Origin of the sequence: Mycobacterium asiaticum, from assembly GCF_001668675.1 — a bacterium.
GTDB lineage: Bacteria > Actinomycetota > Actinomycetes > Mycobacteriales > Mycobacteriaceae > Mycobacterium > Mycobacterium asiaticum_D.
In genome coordinates this window covers 1-16,043 of the sequence record NZ_LZKQ01000283.1, presented here as the reverse complement: position 1 = coordinate 16,043, position 16,043 = coordinate 1, and the positions used below count along the sequence as shown (strand labels likewise).

Genomic DNA, 16,043 nt, shown 5'->3' with positions numbered 1-16,043 from the left:
TGAACCCGGTGTACTTCGCGCTGCTCGCGCGGCGCCGGATGGATCTGTACGGCGCGACGTCGGAGGACTTCGCGCAGGTGAAGGTGAAGAACTCCCAACACGGGCTGCAGAACCCGAATGCCCGCTACCGCAAGGAGTCCTCGATCGAGGACGTGCTGGCCAGTCCGGTGGTGAGCGACCCGTTGCGGCAGCTGGACATCTGCGCGAAGTCCTCCGACGTCGCGCCGTACAGATCCATCCGGCGCCGCGCGAGCAGCGCGAAGTACACCGGGTTCATCGCGCCGATCAGGTGGAAGCGCTGCCAGTCGGGGTCGTTCTTGCGTTCCCCACCGACGGGCGCGAACGCGCCCTTGGGTGTGGTGTCGGCGCCGATCACCAGTGCGACGTCGCAGAAGCCGGCCAGGATGTGGGCCCGGGCGCTCTGCAGCGCTTGCGAACCGCTGGCGCACGCGGCGTAGCTGGAGCTGACCGGCACGCCGTTCCACCCGAGCTTCTGCGCGAAGGTCGACCCGGCGATAAAACCGGGGTAGCCGTTCCTTATCGTGTCGGCCCCGGCGACCAGCTCAATTTGTCGCCAGTCCAAGCCGGCCTCGGCCAGCGCCGCGCGGGCGGCGACGACGCCGTATTCGGTGAAGTCCCGGCCCCATTTGCCCCACGGGTGCATGCCCGCGCCGAGGATGTACAAAGGCTCCGGACTACTCATGATGAGACCTTCCACGCGTGCACCAAGCGTTCAACACCGTCCGCGTCGGTGAACAGCGGCATGATCGTCAGCTCCATCTCCATGCCCACCTTCAGATCCGCCGCGAGCGTGCCCTCGACCACCTTGCCGAGCACGATGAGTCCCTCGTCGGCCAGCTCCACGGCGGCGATGGCGAACGGTTCGAACGGCTCCTGCGCGGGGTAGGGCGCAGGCGGCGGATAGCGGTTCTCGGTGTAGCTCCACAGCTTGCCGCGACGCGACAAGGCGACGGACTCTAGTGAGTCGCTCGCGCACGCCGGGTTGGGGCAGTTGTTCTCCCGCGGCGGGAACACATAGGTGCCGCACGCGGGGCACTTGCTGCCGATCAGGTAAGGGTTTCCGGCGTCGTCGGTGGCGAACCACCCGTCGATCGCCGGCTGCTGGTAAGTGACCTCTGGCACCGGCTCAGCGTACCCAGCCCGAGCACAAAACTGAAACGTGTTCCAGTTCTGGCGCCGCGGAGAGCGTCGCACCGGGTGCCTAGAGTGTGAGCCGTGAGTGCCCCGCCTTCGAAGAGCGCAGAATCCACAAAACCGACGCTGATGCTGCTGGATGGCAACTCGCTGGCTTTCCGGGCGTTCTACGCGCTGCCCGCGGAGAACTTCAAGACCCGCGGCGGGCTGACCACCAACGCGGTCTACGGGTTCACCGCAATGCTGATCAACCTGCTGCGCGACGAGGCGCCCACGCACATCGCGGCGGCGTTCGACGTGTCCCGGCAAACGTTCCGTTCCGAGCGCTACCCGGAGTACAAGGCCAACCGGTCCTCGACGCCCGACGAGTTCCACGGCCAGATCGACATCACCAAGGAAGTCCTTGGCGCACTGGGCATTACCGTGCTGGCCGAGCCGGGTTTCGAGGCCGACGACATCATCGCGACGCTGGCCACCCAAGCCGAGGGCGAGGGCTACCGGGTGCTGGTGGTCACCGGCGACCGCGACTCACTGCAATTGGTCAGCGACGACGTGACGGTCCTCTATCCCCGCAAGGGCGTCAGTGAGCTCACCCGGTTCACCCCGGAGGCCGTCGTCGAGAAATACGGTCTGACCCCCAAGCAGTACCCGGACTTCGCAGCACTGCGCGGCGACCCGAGCGACAACCTGCCGGGCATCCCCGGGGTGGGGGAGAAGACCGCCTCGAAATGGATCATCGAATACGGGTCGCTGCAATCCCTGGTCGACAACGTCGACTCGGTGCGCGGCAAGGTCGGCGACGCGCTGCGTGCCCATGTCGCCAACGTCGTGCTGAACCGGGACCTCACCGAACTGGTGCGGGATGTGCCGCTGGCGCAGACCCCCGACACCCTGCGCTTGCAGCCGTGGGACCGCGACCACATCCACCGGCTCTTCGACGACCTCGAGTTCCGCGTCCTGCGGGACCGGCTCTTCGACACGCTCGCCGCCGTCGAACCCGAGGTGGACGAGGGGTTCGACGTGCGCGGCGGGGCGCTGGAACCAGGCACCGTTGGCCGGTGGCTGGCCGAGCACGCCGGTGACGGCCGTCGGTCGGGGCTGACGGTGGTGGGCACCCACCTGCCGCACGGCGGTGATGCCACCGCGCTGGCCATCGCCGCCGCCGACGGGGAGGGTGCCTACCTCGATACCGCCACGCTGACACCCGAGGACGACGCCGCGCTGGCCGCCTGGCTGGCCGACCCGGACAAGCCCAAGGCCCTGCACGAGGCGAAGGCGGCCATCCACGACCTGACCGGGCGGGGCTGGACCCTGGCCGGCATCACCTCCGACACCGCGCTGGCCGCCTACCTGGTGCGGCCGGGACAGCGAAGCTTCACCCTCGACGACCTCTCGCTGCGTTACCTGCGTCGCGAATTGCGGGCGGATAACCCTGAACAGCAACAACTTTCGTTGCTCGACGACATCGACGGGGTGGACGAGCAGGCGGTGCAGACCAGCATTCTGCGGGCCCGGGCCGTCGTCGACCTGGCCGACGCCCTGGACGCCGAGCTGGCCCGCATCGATTCCACCGCGCTGCTGGGCGAGATGGAGCTGCCGGTGCAGCAGGTGCTCGCCGAGATGGAGCAGGCCGGCATCGCGGTCGACCTGGCCAAGCTCACCGAGTTGCAGTCCCAGTTCGCCGATCAGATTCGCGACGCCGCCGAGGCCGCCTACGCCGTGATCGGCAAACAGATCAACCTCGGCTCGCCCAAGCAGCTGCAGGTGGTGCTGTTCGACGAACTCGGCATGCCCAAGACCAAACGCACCAAGACCGGCTACACCACCGACGCGGACGCCCTGCAGGGTCTTTTCGACAAGACCGGCCACCCGTTCCTGCAGCACCTGCTGACCCATCGCGACGTCACGAGGCTCAAGGTCACCGTCGACGGGTTGCTGAATTCGGTGGCCGGCGACGGCCGGATCCACACGACTTTCAACCAGACCATCGCGGCCACCGGCCGGTTGTCCTCGACCGAACCGAACCTGCAGAACATCCCGATCCGCACCGACGCCGGCCGGCAGATCCGCGACGCATTCGTCGTGGGACGCGGCTACGAAGAGTTGATGACCGCGGACTACAGCCAGATCGAGATGCGGATCATGGCGCACCTGTCCCGCGACGACGGCCTGATCGAGGCGTTCAACACCGGCGAGGACCTGCACTCATTCGTGGCGTCCCGCGCCTTCGGCGTTCCGATCGAGGAAGTCACCGGCGAGCTGCGGCGGCGGGTCAAGGCGATGTCCTACGGCCTGGCCTACGGGCTCAGCGCCTACGGCCTGTCCGCGCAGCTGAAGATCTCCACCGAAGAGGCCAAAGACCAGATGGATCAGTACTTCAACCGGTTCGGCGGGGTGCGGGACTACCTGTTCGCGGTGGTCGAGCAGGCCCGCAAGGACGGTTACACCTCGACGGTGCTGGGCCGCCGGCGGTACCTGCCCGAGCTGGACAGCAGCAACCGGCAGGTGCGCGAGGCCGCCGAGCGGGCGGCGCTGAACGCCCCGATCCAGGGCAGCGCGGCCGACCTGATCAAGGTGGCCATGATCGAGGTGGACAAGGCGATCAAACAGGCCGGGCTGACGTCCCGAATGTTGCTGCAGGTGCACGACGAGCTGCTGTTCGAGGTCGCGCCCGGCGAGCGCGACCAACTCGAGGCGCTGGTCCGCGACAAGATGGGCGGCGCGTACCCGCTGGACGTGCCGCTTGAGGTGTCGGTGGGCTACGGCCCCAGTTGGGATGCTGCGGCGCACTAGGCGGCGAACTTAAACTGCACGGGTGTCGGAACCGGCTCAGCGACCGCCGCTGCTGCGCTATCCGCTGGTCGTCGCCTCGAGGCTATTCGGTCTGTTGCCGGCGCCGGTCGCCGACGCGCTGTTAGCCGTCGTCGCGCGGCTGGTGTACTGGCGCGGCCGTGCCCAGCACCTGCACGTGTTGCAGGACTTCCGCGACAACGTGGACCCGACGGCGCAGTTCTCGTCCCGCAAGTGGCGGCCGGTCCAGGCGATGTACCGGGCGCTGGTCCGCAACGCCAACGATGCGATCTGGTTCCTTGCCGCACCGCACGACGCCGCACTGCGCCGGTTCCGCATCGCTGACCCGTCCCCCATCCATGCCGCCCTCGAAGCCGGCCGAGCGGCCGGTGTCGGCGTCATCGTCGCGTTCCCGCATCTGGGTTCCTATGCGGCGCTGCCGATCGTGCTCGCGCTCAACGGGCTGCCGACGACGGTGGTCGCCAACCGGCAGCGGGCGCTGATGCAGTGGGTGATCCATCGTGGCGCGCAGAAGGCCGGTCTGGAACTGATCGTCGTCGAGCGCACCGGCGGCGCCAGCATCACCGCGGCCATGGCGGACGCGCTGCGCCGGGGCCGGATCGTCGCGATCGCCGGCGACTATTTCCGGGCCCGCGAGGGCACGCAGGGCGGGGCGAGCGCCGGCATCCACGTCGACCTCGCCGGCATCAAGCGCCCGGTCGGTCCGGGACCGGCGCTGCTGGCGCTGCGCACCGGAGCGCTGATCGTCCCGGGCGCGGTCTTTCAGCGCAGGCACCAGCGCGAACCGGTGTTCGGCGAGCCGATCGCCGCCGATGTGCCGCTGGGCGGGGACGACCACAGCGTGCGCGACGCCGTGCAGGAGACGTCGCAGCGCGTCGCGGACGCCCTCGCGGAATTCATCCGTCGCGAGCCGGATCAGTGGCTGATGCCCGGCGGGCTGGTGTCGGACTCGGTCGGGCGGCGAAGGCGGTAGCCGGATCCCGTCGAGCGTGGGGTTTATGCACCTCAGCAGCGTGAATCGGGTACATAGGGCTCACGCTGGGCGGTCAACTAGCCAGGGAAACAGCCCCCGCGCCACCCCGAATGCGCACCCGGTAGTCTGATCATGATTTCGACCGAGTTTGTCCAGCGTGTAGGCAGTCGAGTAGCCTCGACCGGTACCCGTTTGCGCTCGATCGCGGGTCACACCAATAACTCAAGTCCCAAGTCCCTACGATGAACCCTGTCCGGAGCAACCCAACAATATGCCGAGTCCCGCCGTCACCTCGCCGCAAGTAGCCGTCAACGACATTGGCTCCGCCGAGGATTTTCTCGCAGCAATAGACAAAACGATCAAGTACTTCAACGATGGCGACATCGTCGAAGGCACCATCGTCAAAGTTGACCGGGACGAGGTGCTCCTCGACATCGGCTACAAGACCGAAGGGGTCATCCCCGCCCGCGAACTCTCCATCAAGCACGATGTCGACCCCAACGAGGTCGTTACCGTCGGTGATGAGGTCGAGGCCCTGGTTCTCACCAAAGAGGACAAAGAAGGCCGCCTGATCCTGTCCAAGAAGCGCGCCCAGTACGAGCGCGCCTGGGGCACCATCGAAGAGCTCAAGGAGAAGGACGAGGCCGTCAAGGGCACCGTCATCGAGGTCGTCAAGGGCGGCCTGATCCTCGACATCGGGTTGCGCGGCTTCCTGCCCGCCTCGCTGGTCGAGATGCGCCGCGTGCGCGACCTGCAGCCGTACATCGGCAAGGAGATCGAGGCCAAGATCATCGAGCTAGACAAGAACCGCAACAACGTGGTGCTGTCCCGCCGTGCCTGGCTGGAGCAGACCCAGTCCGAGGTGCGCAGCGAATTCCTCAACCAGCTGCAGAAGGGCACCATCCGCAAGGGTGTGGTCTCCTCCATCGTCAACTTCGGCGCGTTCGTCGACCTGGGCGGGGTGGACGGTCTGGTGCACGTCTCCGAGCTGTCCTGGAAGCACATCGACCACCCGTCCGAGGTCGTTCAGGTTGGCGACGAGGTCACCGTCGAGGTGCTCGACGTCGACATGGACCGCGAGCGGGTTTCGTTGTCGCTCAAGGCGACTCAGGAAGACCCGTGGCGCCACTTCGCCCGCACGCACGCCATCGGGCAGATCGTGCCGGGCAAGGTCACCAAGCTGGTTCCGTTCGGTGCGTTCGTTCGCGTCGAGGAGGGCATCGAGGGTCTGGTGCACATCTCCGAGCTGGCCGAGCGCCACGTCGAGGTGCCCGACCAGGTGGTTGCCGTGGGCGACGACGCGATGGTCAAGGTCATCGACATCGACCTGGAGCGTCGCCGGATCTCGCTGTCGCTCAAGCAGGCCAACGAGGACTACACCGACGAGTTCGACCCGGCGAAGTACGGCATGGCCGACAGCTACGACGAGCAGGGCAACTACATCTTCCCCGAGGGCTTCGACGCCGAAACCAACGAGTGGATGGAAGGTTTCGACGCCCAGCGCAACGAGTGGGAGGCCCGCTACGCCGAGGCGGAGCGCCGGCACAAGATGCACACCGCGCAGATGGAGAAGTTCGCCGCGGCGGAGGCTGCCGACCATGGTGCCGGCGGCCAGTCGTCCTCGAGCAGCAGCTCCTCGGAGAAGTCCGCGGGTGGATCGCTGGCCAGCGACGCCCAGCTGGCGGCTCTGCGGGAGAAGCTCGCCGGCAGCGCATAACACGCACGGATGCTGCGCATCGGGCTGACCGGCGGTATCGGCGCCGGGAAGTCGGCGCTGTCCAAGACGTTCTCGGAGTGCGGTGGCATCATCGTCGACGGTGATGTCATCGCGCGCGAGGTCGTCGAGCCGGGCACCGAGGGGTTGAAGTCGCTCGTCGAAACGTTCGGTGAGGACATCCTGCAGCCCGACGGGTCCCTGGACCGCCCGGCGTTGGCAGCCAAGGCCTTCGCCAACGAAGACGAGCGCAAGAAGCTCAACGGCATCGTGCACCCGCTGGTTGCCCAGCGGCGCGCGGAGATCATCGCCGCGGTGTCCCCGGATGCCGTTGTGGTGGAAGACATTCCGCTGTTGGTGGAGTCCGGCATGGCGCCGCTGTTCCCGCTGGTGGTCATCGTGCACGCCGATGTCGAACTCCGGTTGCGCCGACTGGTCGACCAACGCGGCATGTCCGAAGAAGACGCGCGGGCCAGGATCGCCGCGCAGGCCACCGACGAGCAGCGACGGGCCGTCGCCGACATCTGGCTGGACAATTCGGGCACGCCGGAGGCGCTGACCGAACGGGCCCGCGAGGTGTGGCACAACCGGATCGTCCCGTTTGCGCACAACCTCAGCGAGCGCGCCCATGCCCACGCGCCGGCGCGGGTGGTGCCCGCCGACCCGAGTTGGCCGGATCAGGCCCGACGCATCGTCAACCGGCTGCGGACCACCTGCGGCCACCGGGCGGTGCGAGTGGACCACATCGGATCAACCGCCGTGCCGGGCCTCGACGCCAAGGACGTCATCGACATCCAGGTCACCGTCGAATCCTTGGACGTCACTGACGAACTCGTCGAACCGTTGCTGTCCGCGGGCTATCCGCGTCTCGAGCACATCACTCAGGACGCCGCGAAATCCGATGCCCGCAGCACCGTTCCGGGCCTCGACCACAGTGACGATCCGGCGTTGTGGCACAAGCGCATTCACGCCTCCGCCGACCCGGGACGACCGACCAACGTGCACATCCGCGTCGCGGGCTGGCCGAATCAGCAATTCGCGCTGCTGTTCGTGGACTGGCTCAAGGCCAATGCCGATGTGCGGGAGAAATATCTGGAGGTCAAGCGGGCGGCCGACGCGAGCGCCCGCGGCGACACAGTGCGCTACGTGACGGCCAAGGAACCCTGGTTCCGCGAGGCCTACCGCCAGGCCTGGGAATGGGCCGACGCCACCGGCTGGAAGCCCTGAGTCGGCCATGCCGTTCGTCAGCAACATCCTGGGTCCGCGGCGGCCGGTCGTTGCCGAGGCGCCGCCGCTCACAACGGGGCGGCGGCGACGCACCAGCACCATCGACACCCATCCGGACGGAGCGCGCGGCAAGCTGGCCGATCTGCGGGCCCGGGACGCATCGGCCGACGGCGCGGCAGAGCTCCGGGTCACCGCGCACCTGACCGATCACGTCATCGACGACATCCGTTCGGACAACGCCGATCTGGACGCGCTACTGGGCCTGCGGGTCGGTGCGGGTTTCCGGACGAAGATGGCCCAACTGTTTCCCGAGGAGGTGCGGCGGGCCACCCTGCTGCACCTGCTGCTCGACGATTGGGTCGGCGCCGCGCTGGTGTCCGGATACGCGACGCAGCACGCGGCGATCGTCGACGGCGTCGAGACAAAGATGCCGGTGGGTGTCGCCGACCGGATGGCCGGGATCTGCGCCGGTTTCGCCCCGGATGCGTCGTTGATCGCCTACACCCGGCGACACGACGTGATCCCGACCGGCCGCGGGCCGGTGGCGCCGGTGCTGCACGGGCTGCACGACGTCGATCCGCTTCGGGAACGGGGGATGCGCCGGTTCCGGCGGCTTGACGTGTGGCCGCTGAGCGCCGAGTCAGTGGGCTTCGACGCCCACTTCCGCGACTCGCACATGGACGACGATCTGGTCGAGACGATCGTGCACGAATACACCGTGGTCGGCACGGTCGACGCGGCGACGCGGACCATCACCGCGGTCGATGCCGAGGTGCGAGTACTGCCCTGGCGGGAATGCCCCGCCGCCCTCGGCAGTGCCGCCCGCATCCAGGGCATGACGCTGACCGAGCTCAGGGACCGGATCCGTGGCGAATTCGTCGGCACCAGCACCTGCACGCACCTCAATGACACTCTCCGCGCGCTGGCCGACCTGGATGCCCTGATAGATAGCCGGTAAGCAGCGCAACGATCTCGTCTTCGACTTCGCCGAAGTCCACCGGACCGGACCCGAAATCGGCCCTGGTGACCAGCCGGTGCACCAGCGAGTCGATCGTCGCCACGACAACCTGCGCGTTCAACCGGCTATCGGCGCGCACTTCGGGATGTTGCTCGAGCAACCGCGCGGCCGTATCCACGCTGAACCGTTCCAACTCATGCAACCGGTCGAGAAACTCCGGCGCCCGCGGTGCCTCCTCGAACAACACCCGGTGCAGGCGGGGATTGTCCCGGTGATTGTCGATCGCCGCCCGTACGAACAAACGCAGCATGTCGTCGAGACGGTTCGGCAAGCCGTCCGACAACCGCTCGGTGAGCAGCCGCGCGCCGGCATCCACGTGCGCGTCCATCAACGCGCGCAGGACGGCGTCCTTGTTGGGAAAGTATTGGTAGACCGAGCCGATCGACACCCCGGCCCGCTCGGCGATCCGGTTCGTGGTGCCAGCCGCGTAGCCGTGCTCGGCGAAAACCTGAGCCGCCGCATCCAGGACACGCTGCCTGGTCTCGGCGGCCCGCTCCTGTTTGGGCTGCTTACGTTGCCGAAATCGGTCGGTCGGTGCGATCGCAAAACTCCCGTGCAAAAGCGAGTAGTCATCCGACGCCGACCCTAGCAAAATTAGGTTGCCCTAAGAAGGAGTCCGCGATGCGCACCGTTCACGTCGAAACCGTCCTGCCCACCAGCGCCGACCGCGTCTGGTCGGCGATGCTGTCGCCTGCCACGTTCCTCTACGTCTGCAAGGGTCTGTTCGGGTTCCCGTCACTGGCGGGACGCACCGAGGCATTGCGGCTCGGCGAGTCCGGCACCGGATGGCTGTTGGCCTTCCACGTCATCCCGGCCTACCGGCACACCATCAACGTCGTCGAGGTCGATGAAGACAGCGGAACCATCCGCACCAACGAACACGGCGGCCTGCTCAAGGCCTGGAACCACACCCTGCACGTCGAACCGATCGACACGCATTCCTGCCGATACAGCGACACCGTCGACATCGACGCCGGAAGGATGACGGGCGTGGTGGTGGCGGTCGCGAACGGGATCTACCGGTACCGGCAGCGCCGCTGGCGCACGCTGGTGCGCCGACACATGTCGCCGGTCACGCCTGCCGCCAAGTGAGCCGCATGTCCTGCGAATCGAGCCAGCGGGACAAGTCGTAGCCGTTGCGGGCCAGCCCGTCGATCGCCGCCGAGGCGGGCCGCACCGCCAGCTCGGCCACGTCGGGCGCCAGCAGCCCCTGCCGCACGGCGGCGAAAAGCTCGTCGACGTCGGCTAGTTCGGCGCCGCGGCCCGTGCGCACCTCGATGTCGAGGTAGTGGTCCTCCGAGCGCCACACCGTCGGGCCGGGGGTGTACTCGCCGATATCCAGGTAGTGATCGTGGTCGCGCTCGTGGCCCGGATTGAAGTGAAATACCGTGGCCCGCAAGCCCAGCGCCGGCAGTAACCACGATTCGAGGTAGTGGAACTGGGCGCGGCCGGGCGTCGGCCGGGCGAGGTAAAGACCCCAGGGCTGCAGGACGTACTCGTCGACCGCCCGCACGATTCCCTTGGGGTCCGTGTTGGTGCGGGCAGCGAGGTCGAATGTCTCGTGCTTGGGCGGGTGGATGGTCTCACTCTAACGACGCAACCGGATCCGCCACCGCACGAAGCAGGCGTAGAACAGCGACAAACCGGCCAGCATGCCCATGTCGGTCAGCCAACTCTTTGACGTGTGCTCCCAGAATCGGTCCTGGGACACCAGCGAACCCGGCACCAGGTGGCGCAGATCGACCGTCGACGCCGCCGCCGCATAGCCCCACCGCGCGGGCGTGGCGAAGGACAGCTGATTGAGCCCGAGCCGGCCGGTCACCGGGACCATCCCGCCGCAGAGCACCAGCTGCGCCATGACCGTCACCACGAACAGCGGCATGATCTGCTCGCTGGAGCGCACCAGCGACGAGATGGCCAGGCCCAGAATGGCCGAGGCGACACAGGTCGCGGCCACGGTGAAAAACAACTCCACCGAAGCCCCGAACGTCGAGTGGCCCAGCAGGATTGCACCGCGCGTGGGCGCGCCCTTGCCGATCACGACGATCGCGGTGATGATCGCCGACTGCACCACGGCGAAGCCGCAGAACACCACCGTCTTGGCCAGCAGATAAGCCGTCGTCGACAGCCCGACCGCCTGCTCGCGCTGGAAGATGGCCCGCTCGCCGACCAGGTCGCGGATCGTCAGTGCGGTCCCCATAAACGCGGCAGCCGGCAGCAGCAGCGCCAGGATCTGCGCGGCCTCGTCGGGCGTGCCAGCATCCGGCCCAGGGACCCGAAACCCGTTGCTGCCCGGCACCGTTAGCGACAACGAACCCAGGATGAACGGCAACACGGCCAAGAATATGAAGTACGCCCGGTCGGCGACGACCAGGCGGACCTGCCGCCGCGCGATGGTCGAGATCTGCCGTCGCACACTGGTGTGCACCGGTTCACCAAGGTCCGCCGGCTCGGCGGCGCCGGCCGCCGGCTGCCGCAGGCTCTGCGCTTCGTTCTGGGCCAGGAAGCGACGATTGGCCTCGTCCGGGTCCGCGCCGACCTGGCTGAAGATCTTGGCCCAGTTGGTGGTGCCCATCGCCTCACCGATTTGGTCGGGCGGACCGCAGTACGCGGTCTTGCCGCCCGGCGCCACCAGCAGCAACTGGTCGCAGGTATCGAGGTAGGACAGCATGTGCGTGACCACGATGACCACCCGCCCGGCGTCGGCGAGCTGACGCAGCATCGTCATCACCTGGTGGTCGAGCGCGGGGTCCAGGCCCGACGTCGGCTCGTCCAGGATGAGCAAGGACGGCCCGGTGAGCAGCTCCAGCGCTACCGAGGCCCGTTTGCGCTGCCCGCCGGACAACTTGTCCACCCGGGTTTCGGCGTGCTTGGTCAGGTCCAGTTCCTTGAGCACCTGCGTGACCACCCGGGCCCGGTCTGACTTGCTGGTGTCGGGCGGCAGCCGGAGTTCGGCGGCGTACCCCAATGCCTGGTTGACGGTGAGCTGGCGGTGCACCACGTCGTCTTGCGGGACGATCCCGATCCGGCTGCGCAGCGACGCGTACTCGGCGTGAATGTCGTGGCCCTCGAAGGTGACCGAGCCGGAGCTTGGGCGGGCATAGCCGGCGATCAGCCGGGCCAGCGTGCTCTTGCCGGCGCCGGACCCCCCGATCACCGCGGTCAGTGTTCCCGGCCGGGCCACCAGGGAAATGCCGTCCAGCAGCCGCTTGCCGTTGTCTACCGTGTAGTTGACGCTTCGAACTTCCAAACCGCCTGTGCGCGTGGCGGTTTCACTGCGTGGAACGAGGGTGTCGTCGCGGAACTCCAAGTCGACGTTGCCGATGGTGACGACGTCACCCTTGGACAGGATCGCCGATCCGACCCGGGTGCCGTTGACGAAGGTTCCGTTGATGCTGCGGTCCTGGATCTCGGTGCCCAACGGCGTGTCCCGCAGGACCGCGTGCTGTCGGGATGCCAGCACGTCGGAGACGACGATGTCGTTGTCGTTGGCCCGGCCGATCGTCAGGGTGCCGGCCGCCTTCGCGGACCCGGATGCGCCGGCAACCCGGGGCGCCAAAATCCGGACCATTCGGGTGGCCAGACTCGACACGTCTGCCGACTTGATGTCGATCTCGGTCATCTCGGCCCGTTCCGGCTGGATGTTGACCGAGGTGACTTCGTCGGCGGGCGGCAACGGTACGGGTTGCCGCTGCGGGCGCCGTGGCGTCGGTCGGGGCGGCGCCGGATGCACCGGTCCGCGCGGCGGCACAGCCGCTGGGCGCGGCGGTGGCGGCGTGGTCGTCCACGCCAAGGTGGGCGGCCCGCTGTCGTGGGCGGTTCTGGGCTTGGCGACGGGCGGGCGGGTGGTCGATCCGCGCTGCTGCCCGATCTCGAAGGTCAGCCGTGGTCCGGCCGGATTCCCGACGTTGATGCTCTGGCCGTCGTGGATGTCCACCACCGGCATCCGGTAGCCGTTGACGTAGGTCCCGTTCAGTGAGCCGTTGTCGATCGCCAGCCATCGGCCCTGGTCGAATCGCAGCACCAGGTGTGCCCGCGAGATACGCGGGTCTGGGATGCGCAGATCGGCGTGCAGGTCCCGGCCGATGATCACCTCGTAGCCGGGAGCGAACGAAAGCTGGGTACCGTCGTGTCGGATGGTCAGCGCGGGCGGGGCTGGTCGACTCACCAGAACAGTATCGGTGGAAAGCCTGAGTGAGCTCTGTGTGACGCAGCTGTGAATCCGCTATGTTTCGGTTCAGTCACTCACAGCTGCTACATAACTGTTATTTCGCCAGCGACGGGCCAACTTCCGGCATGATTCGACGGTAGGGGAATGTCTGTACGGCCGAGCGGACAACTCTAGGTCCTCGGCGTATCGCGATGTCGCCGAGCCCGAGCCCAGGCCGCGACAGCCAGCAAGCATCAGAGGGGAACAGCTATGGACGACCAGAGCGGCGCCACCCGGCGCCTGCACGCCGGTCGACGGCTGCTGACCAACCCGCGGCAGGCGCGCGCCGCGCTGCGGGCGGGCTTCCAGGCCTTGCCGTCGGCGACCGTCGCTCACCTGCGCCGCCGCGCGGCACCGGGACCGAGCGCGCCCGCGAACCCGGCGCCGGCCCCGTCGGAGCCCGAGGCCGCGGCCGTCGTCGAGCCGGCCGCCGGACTGTCCCGCGGCGCGGCATTCGCCGGGTACACCATCCTTCGTCAGCTGGGTGTCGGCGGCATGGCCGAGGTGTATCTGGCCCTGCATCCCCGACTGCCCCGCCGCGACGTGATCAAGGTTCTGGCCGAAGCGATCACGGCCGACACAGAGTTCCGCGAGCGGTTCAACCGGGAAGCCGACCTGGCCGCCACGCTTTGGCACCCGCACATCGTGGGAGTGCACGACCGCGGCGAATTCAACGGCAAACTGTGGATCTCGATGGACTACGTCGAAGGCACCGACGCGTCCCGGCTCGTCAAAGAGCAGTACTCCGACGGCATGCCCGCGGATGAGGTGTGCGCCATCCTCAGCGCCGTGGCGGGCGCACTCGATTACGCCCACGACCGCGGCCTGCTGCACCGTGACGTCAAGCCGGCAAACATCCTGCTGACCCACCCCGAGGACGACGAGCGACGAATCCTGTTGGCCGACTTCGGTGTCGCCCGGCACCTGGGGGATATCAGCGGGATCACCCAGACCAACGTCGCGGTCGGCACCGTCGCCTATGCGGCGCCCGAGCAGCTGACGGGATCTAACATCGACGGTCGCGCCGACCAATACGCGTTGGCGGCCACGGCGTTTCACCTGCTGACCGGGGCGCCGCCGTTCCTGCACCCCAACTCGATCGCGGTGATCAGCCAGCACCTCAACGACGAGCCGCCCCGGCTGAGCGAGCGTCGACCCGAGCTGGCGTATCTCGACGAGGTGTTCATCCGGGCCCTGGCCAAGGACCCAGCCGACAGGTACGAGCGATGCCGGGCCTTCGCCGCCGATTTCCGTGCCCTACTTCCAAACGGATGCGACGACGGCGGCGACACCGATTCGGCGGGCGGGCTTGGGAAACGGGGCGTCGTCGCGGTGCTGGGCCGCAGGTTGTCGGCCCGGACCCGGATGGCGGCCGCGCTGGTCTGCGCGGTGCTGATCGCGGTGGCTGCAACCTGGTCAATCCTGTACTCGTTCGAACCCGACCCCTCAGACACCCCGCAGCCGAAGCCCGCGCTGGCTGCCCGGCCCGCCGCCCCCGAGGCGCCGCCCGCTCCGGCTCCGGCGCCGGTCGCGGCTACCGGCATGCGTGTCCTCAACGGCACCTATCGCCTGGACTACGACCGGTCCAAGAAGACCAGCAACGGCCTGGGCATTCGGCACGACGGGTCCACCACGGACTGGTGGGCGTTCCATTCGGTGTGCACCACCAACGGGTGTGCGGCCACCGGAATCCAGCTGGACGGCACGAATCACCAGATAGTTGCCGCTAGCGGCGGCCAGACCGACACCCTGCGGTTCGTCGCGGGGTACTGGCAGGGGGCGCCCCAGCAGGAGCGGGTGGCCTGCCGTCAACCGAACGGACCCGCCGGAGCTACCCAGCAGGAAACGGTGGCTTGGTCGCTGGCGCCGCAGGCCGACGGCACGCTGCGCGGCGTGGAAACCGAGACGGTGCTGAGCAACGAGTGTGGGGCGCAGGGGGCGGTGCTGCGCGTGCCGGTGGTGGCCAGCCGGGTCGGGGATCCGCCGTCGGGGCTGACGTGGGCGGACCCGGCGCGGGCCGTTACCGCGCCTTCGTCGACGGTCGGCAAGCCGGCACCACCCGTGCTGGGCGGCGTGTGCAGTGACGTCGACAAGCTGGCCTACGACCAGACGAGCAACGAGCAGGTGGTGTGCGAGGGCGGGACGTGGGGCAAAGCGCCGATCACCACCGGCGTCCACGCCGTCGGGAGCTCGTGTAACCGGCCAGACATCCCGGTGTTCGCCATGTCCGCGTCGAACGACGGCTACCTGATCGAGTGCAATCCGACGACCAGGGTCTGGGCGCGGCACAGCTGATCGCGGCACAAGTGTGCGCAGACGTCCTAAGCCACGTTGCCCTCACTGTGCTTTCGCTTTTCTCATCGCGAGTTCTTCGATTTGCCGTCGCGGTTGACGCGTGCGTTGATAGGTTGCGTCGCCAAAGGGGGTCATCGGCCTGAGGAGGCTTGGATGTCATTCGTCGTCGCTGCGCCCCAGTGGGTGTCGACTACAGCCGCACAATTGGCCGGGATTGGTACGTCGCTGAGCGCGGCAAACCTAAGCGCCGCCGCCACCACGACAAACGTGTTGACCGCAGCCGCCGACGAGGTGTCGACGGCGATCGCCGCGCTGTTCAACTCGCATGGCCAGCAATACCAAGCTCTCAGCGCGCAGGTATCGACTTTCCACGAGCAATTCGTGCAGACCTTGAACGCGGGTGCGGGCGCCTACGCCACCGCTGAGGCCGCCAACGTCCAACAGACCCTGCTCGATGCGATCAACGCGCCCGCGCAGTCGCTGACCGGGCGTCCGCTGATCGGCGACGGCGCTAACGGCGCGCCCGGCCAGCGCGGTGGCGACGGCGGCTGGCTGTACGGCAACGGCGGCGCCGGCGGTCTGCTGGGTAGCGGCGGTACCGGCGGTGTAGGTGGTGCCGGCGACGGCAGCGGGGCTGGTG

At 68.0% G+C, this 16,043-nt stretch carries 12 protein-coding genes and 1 pseudogene; 8 read left to right on the top strand and 5 right to left on the bottom strand.

Annotation, left to right across the window (positions count from 1 at the left end):
- Nucleotides 1-196 precede the first annotated feature (196 nt).
- Both A9X01_RS23730 and A9X01_RS23725 read right to left on the bottom strand, forming a co-directional pair.
- Nucleotides 197-703: pseudogene (locus tag A9X01_RS23730) on the bottom strand (beta-ketoacyl synthase N-terminal-like domain-containing protein); the annotation flags it as partial.
- Nucleotides 700-1,143, bottom strand: coding sequence for a Zn-ribbon domain-containing OB-fold protein (locus tag A9X01_RS23725; protein ID WP_065123067.1), 444 nt, complete (start codon nt 1,141-1,143; stop codon nt 700-702). The pseudogene A9X01_RS23730 and the gene A9X01_RS23725, both read right to left, overlap by 4 nt.
- Nucleotides 1,144-1,284: 141 nt before the next feature.
- Here A9X01_RS23725 and polA point away from each other — a divergent pair, with 141 nt between their 5' ends.
- The 5 genes from polA (at nt 1,285) to A9X01_RS23700 (ending at nt 8,838) form a co-directional block, all read left to right on the top strand.
- On the top strand, nt 1,285-3,948 hold the full coding sequence (polA, locus tag A9X01_RS23720; protein ID WP_065123066.1) for a DNA polymerase I: 2,664 nt from the start codon (nt 1,285-1,287) through the stop codon (nt 3,946-3,948).
- A 22-nt stretch (nt 3,949-3,970) separates the two neighbouring features.
- Nucleotides 3,971-4,939 carry a lysophospholipid acyltransferase family protein gene (locus A9X01_RS23715; RefSeq protein WP_065123065.1) on the top strand — a complete coding sequence of 323 codons (969 nt, stop codon included), beginning with the start codon at nt 3,971-3,973 and terminating at the stop codon, nt 4,937-4,939.
- 271 nt (nt 4,940-5,210) lie between these two features.
- Nucleotides 5,211-6,656: a 30S ribosomal protein S1 gene (gene rpsA / locus A9X01_RS23710; protein ID WP_065123064.1), complete on the top strand. Its 1,446-nt coding sequence runs from the start codon at nt 5,211-5,213 to the stop codon at nt 6,654-6,656.
- A gap of 9 nt (nt 6,657-6,665) precedes the next feature.
- Nucleotides 6,666-7,880: a dephospho-CoA kinase gene (gene coaE / locus A9X01_RS23705; RefSeq protein ID WP_065123063.1), complete on the top strand. Its 1,215-nt coding sequence runs from the start codon at nt 6,666-6,668 to the stop codon at nt 7,878-7,880.
- A 7-nt stretch (nt 7,881-7,887) separates the two neighbouring features.
- Nucleotides 7,888-8,838, top strand: coding sequence for a DUF2889 domain-containing protein (locus tag A9X01_RS23700; protein WP_065123062.1), 951 nt, complete (start codon nt 7,888-7,890; stop codon nt 8,836-8,838).
- On the opposite strand, the gene A9X01_RS23695 is transcribed toward A9X01_RS23700, so the two are convergent.
- The gene (locus tag A9X01_RS23695) at nt 8,783-9,457 is read right to left on the bottom strand and encodes a TetR/AcrR family transcriptional regulator (RefSeq protein ID WP_172832595.1); all 675 of its coding nucleotides are present in this window, start codon (nt 9,455-9,457) and stop codon (nt 8,783-8,785) included. The genes A9X01_RS23700 and A9X01_RS23695 overlap by 56 nt on opposite strands.
- A gap of 62 nt (nt 9,458-9,519) precedes the next feature.
- Between A9X01_RS23695 and A9X01_RS23690 the strand changes: the two genes are divergently transcribed.
- Nucleotides 9,520-9,990: an Rv1443c family protein gene (locus tag A9X01_RS23690; protein ID WP_065123060.1), complete on the top strand. Its 471-nt coding sequence runs from the start codon at nt 9,520-9,522 to the stop codon at nt 9,988-9,990.
- On the opposite strand, the gene A9X01_RS23685 is transcribed toward A9X01_RS23690, so the two are convergent.
- Together A9X01_RS23685 and A9X01_RS23680 are read right to left on the bottom strand one after the other, a co-directional pair.
- Nucleotides 9,971-10,411, bottom strand: a complete 441-nt coding sequence (locus A9X01_RS23685; protein WP_065123059.1) for a ribonuclease FAU-1 family protein — start codon at nt 10,409-10,411, stop codon at nt 9,971-9,973. The two genes, A9X01_RS23690 and A9X01_RS23685, sit on opposite strands and share 20 nt — an antisense overlap.
- 75 nt (nt 10,412-10,486) lie before the next feature.
- Nucleotides 10,487-13,066 (bottom strand): FHA domain-containing protein, encoded by a 2,580-nt coding sequence (locus A9X01_RS23680; protein WP_081282585.1) that lies wholly within the window; start codon nt 13,064-13,066, stop codon nt 10,487-10,489.
- Between the two features lie 252 nt (nt 13,067-13,318).
- Here A9X01_RS23680 and A9X01_RS23675 point away from each other — a divergent pair, with 252 nt between their 5' ends.
- A complete protein-coding gene (locus A9X01_RS23675; protein WP_065123058.1) occupies nt 13,319-15,403 on the top strand; it encodes a serine/threonine-protein kinase in 2,085 nt (694 codons plus the stop codon).
- A gap of 153 nt (nt 15,404-15,556) precedes the next feature.
- Nucleotides 15,557-16,043, top strand: a 487-nt coding sequence (locus A9X01_RS23670) for a PE family protein (protein ID WP_081282584.1), incomplete at its 3' end; no start/stop codon positions are given.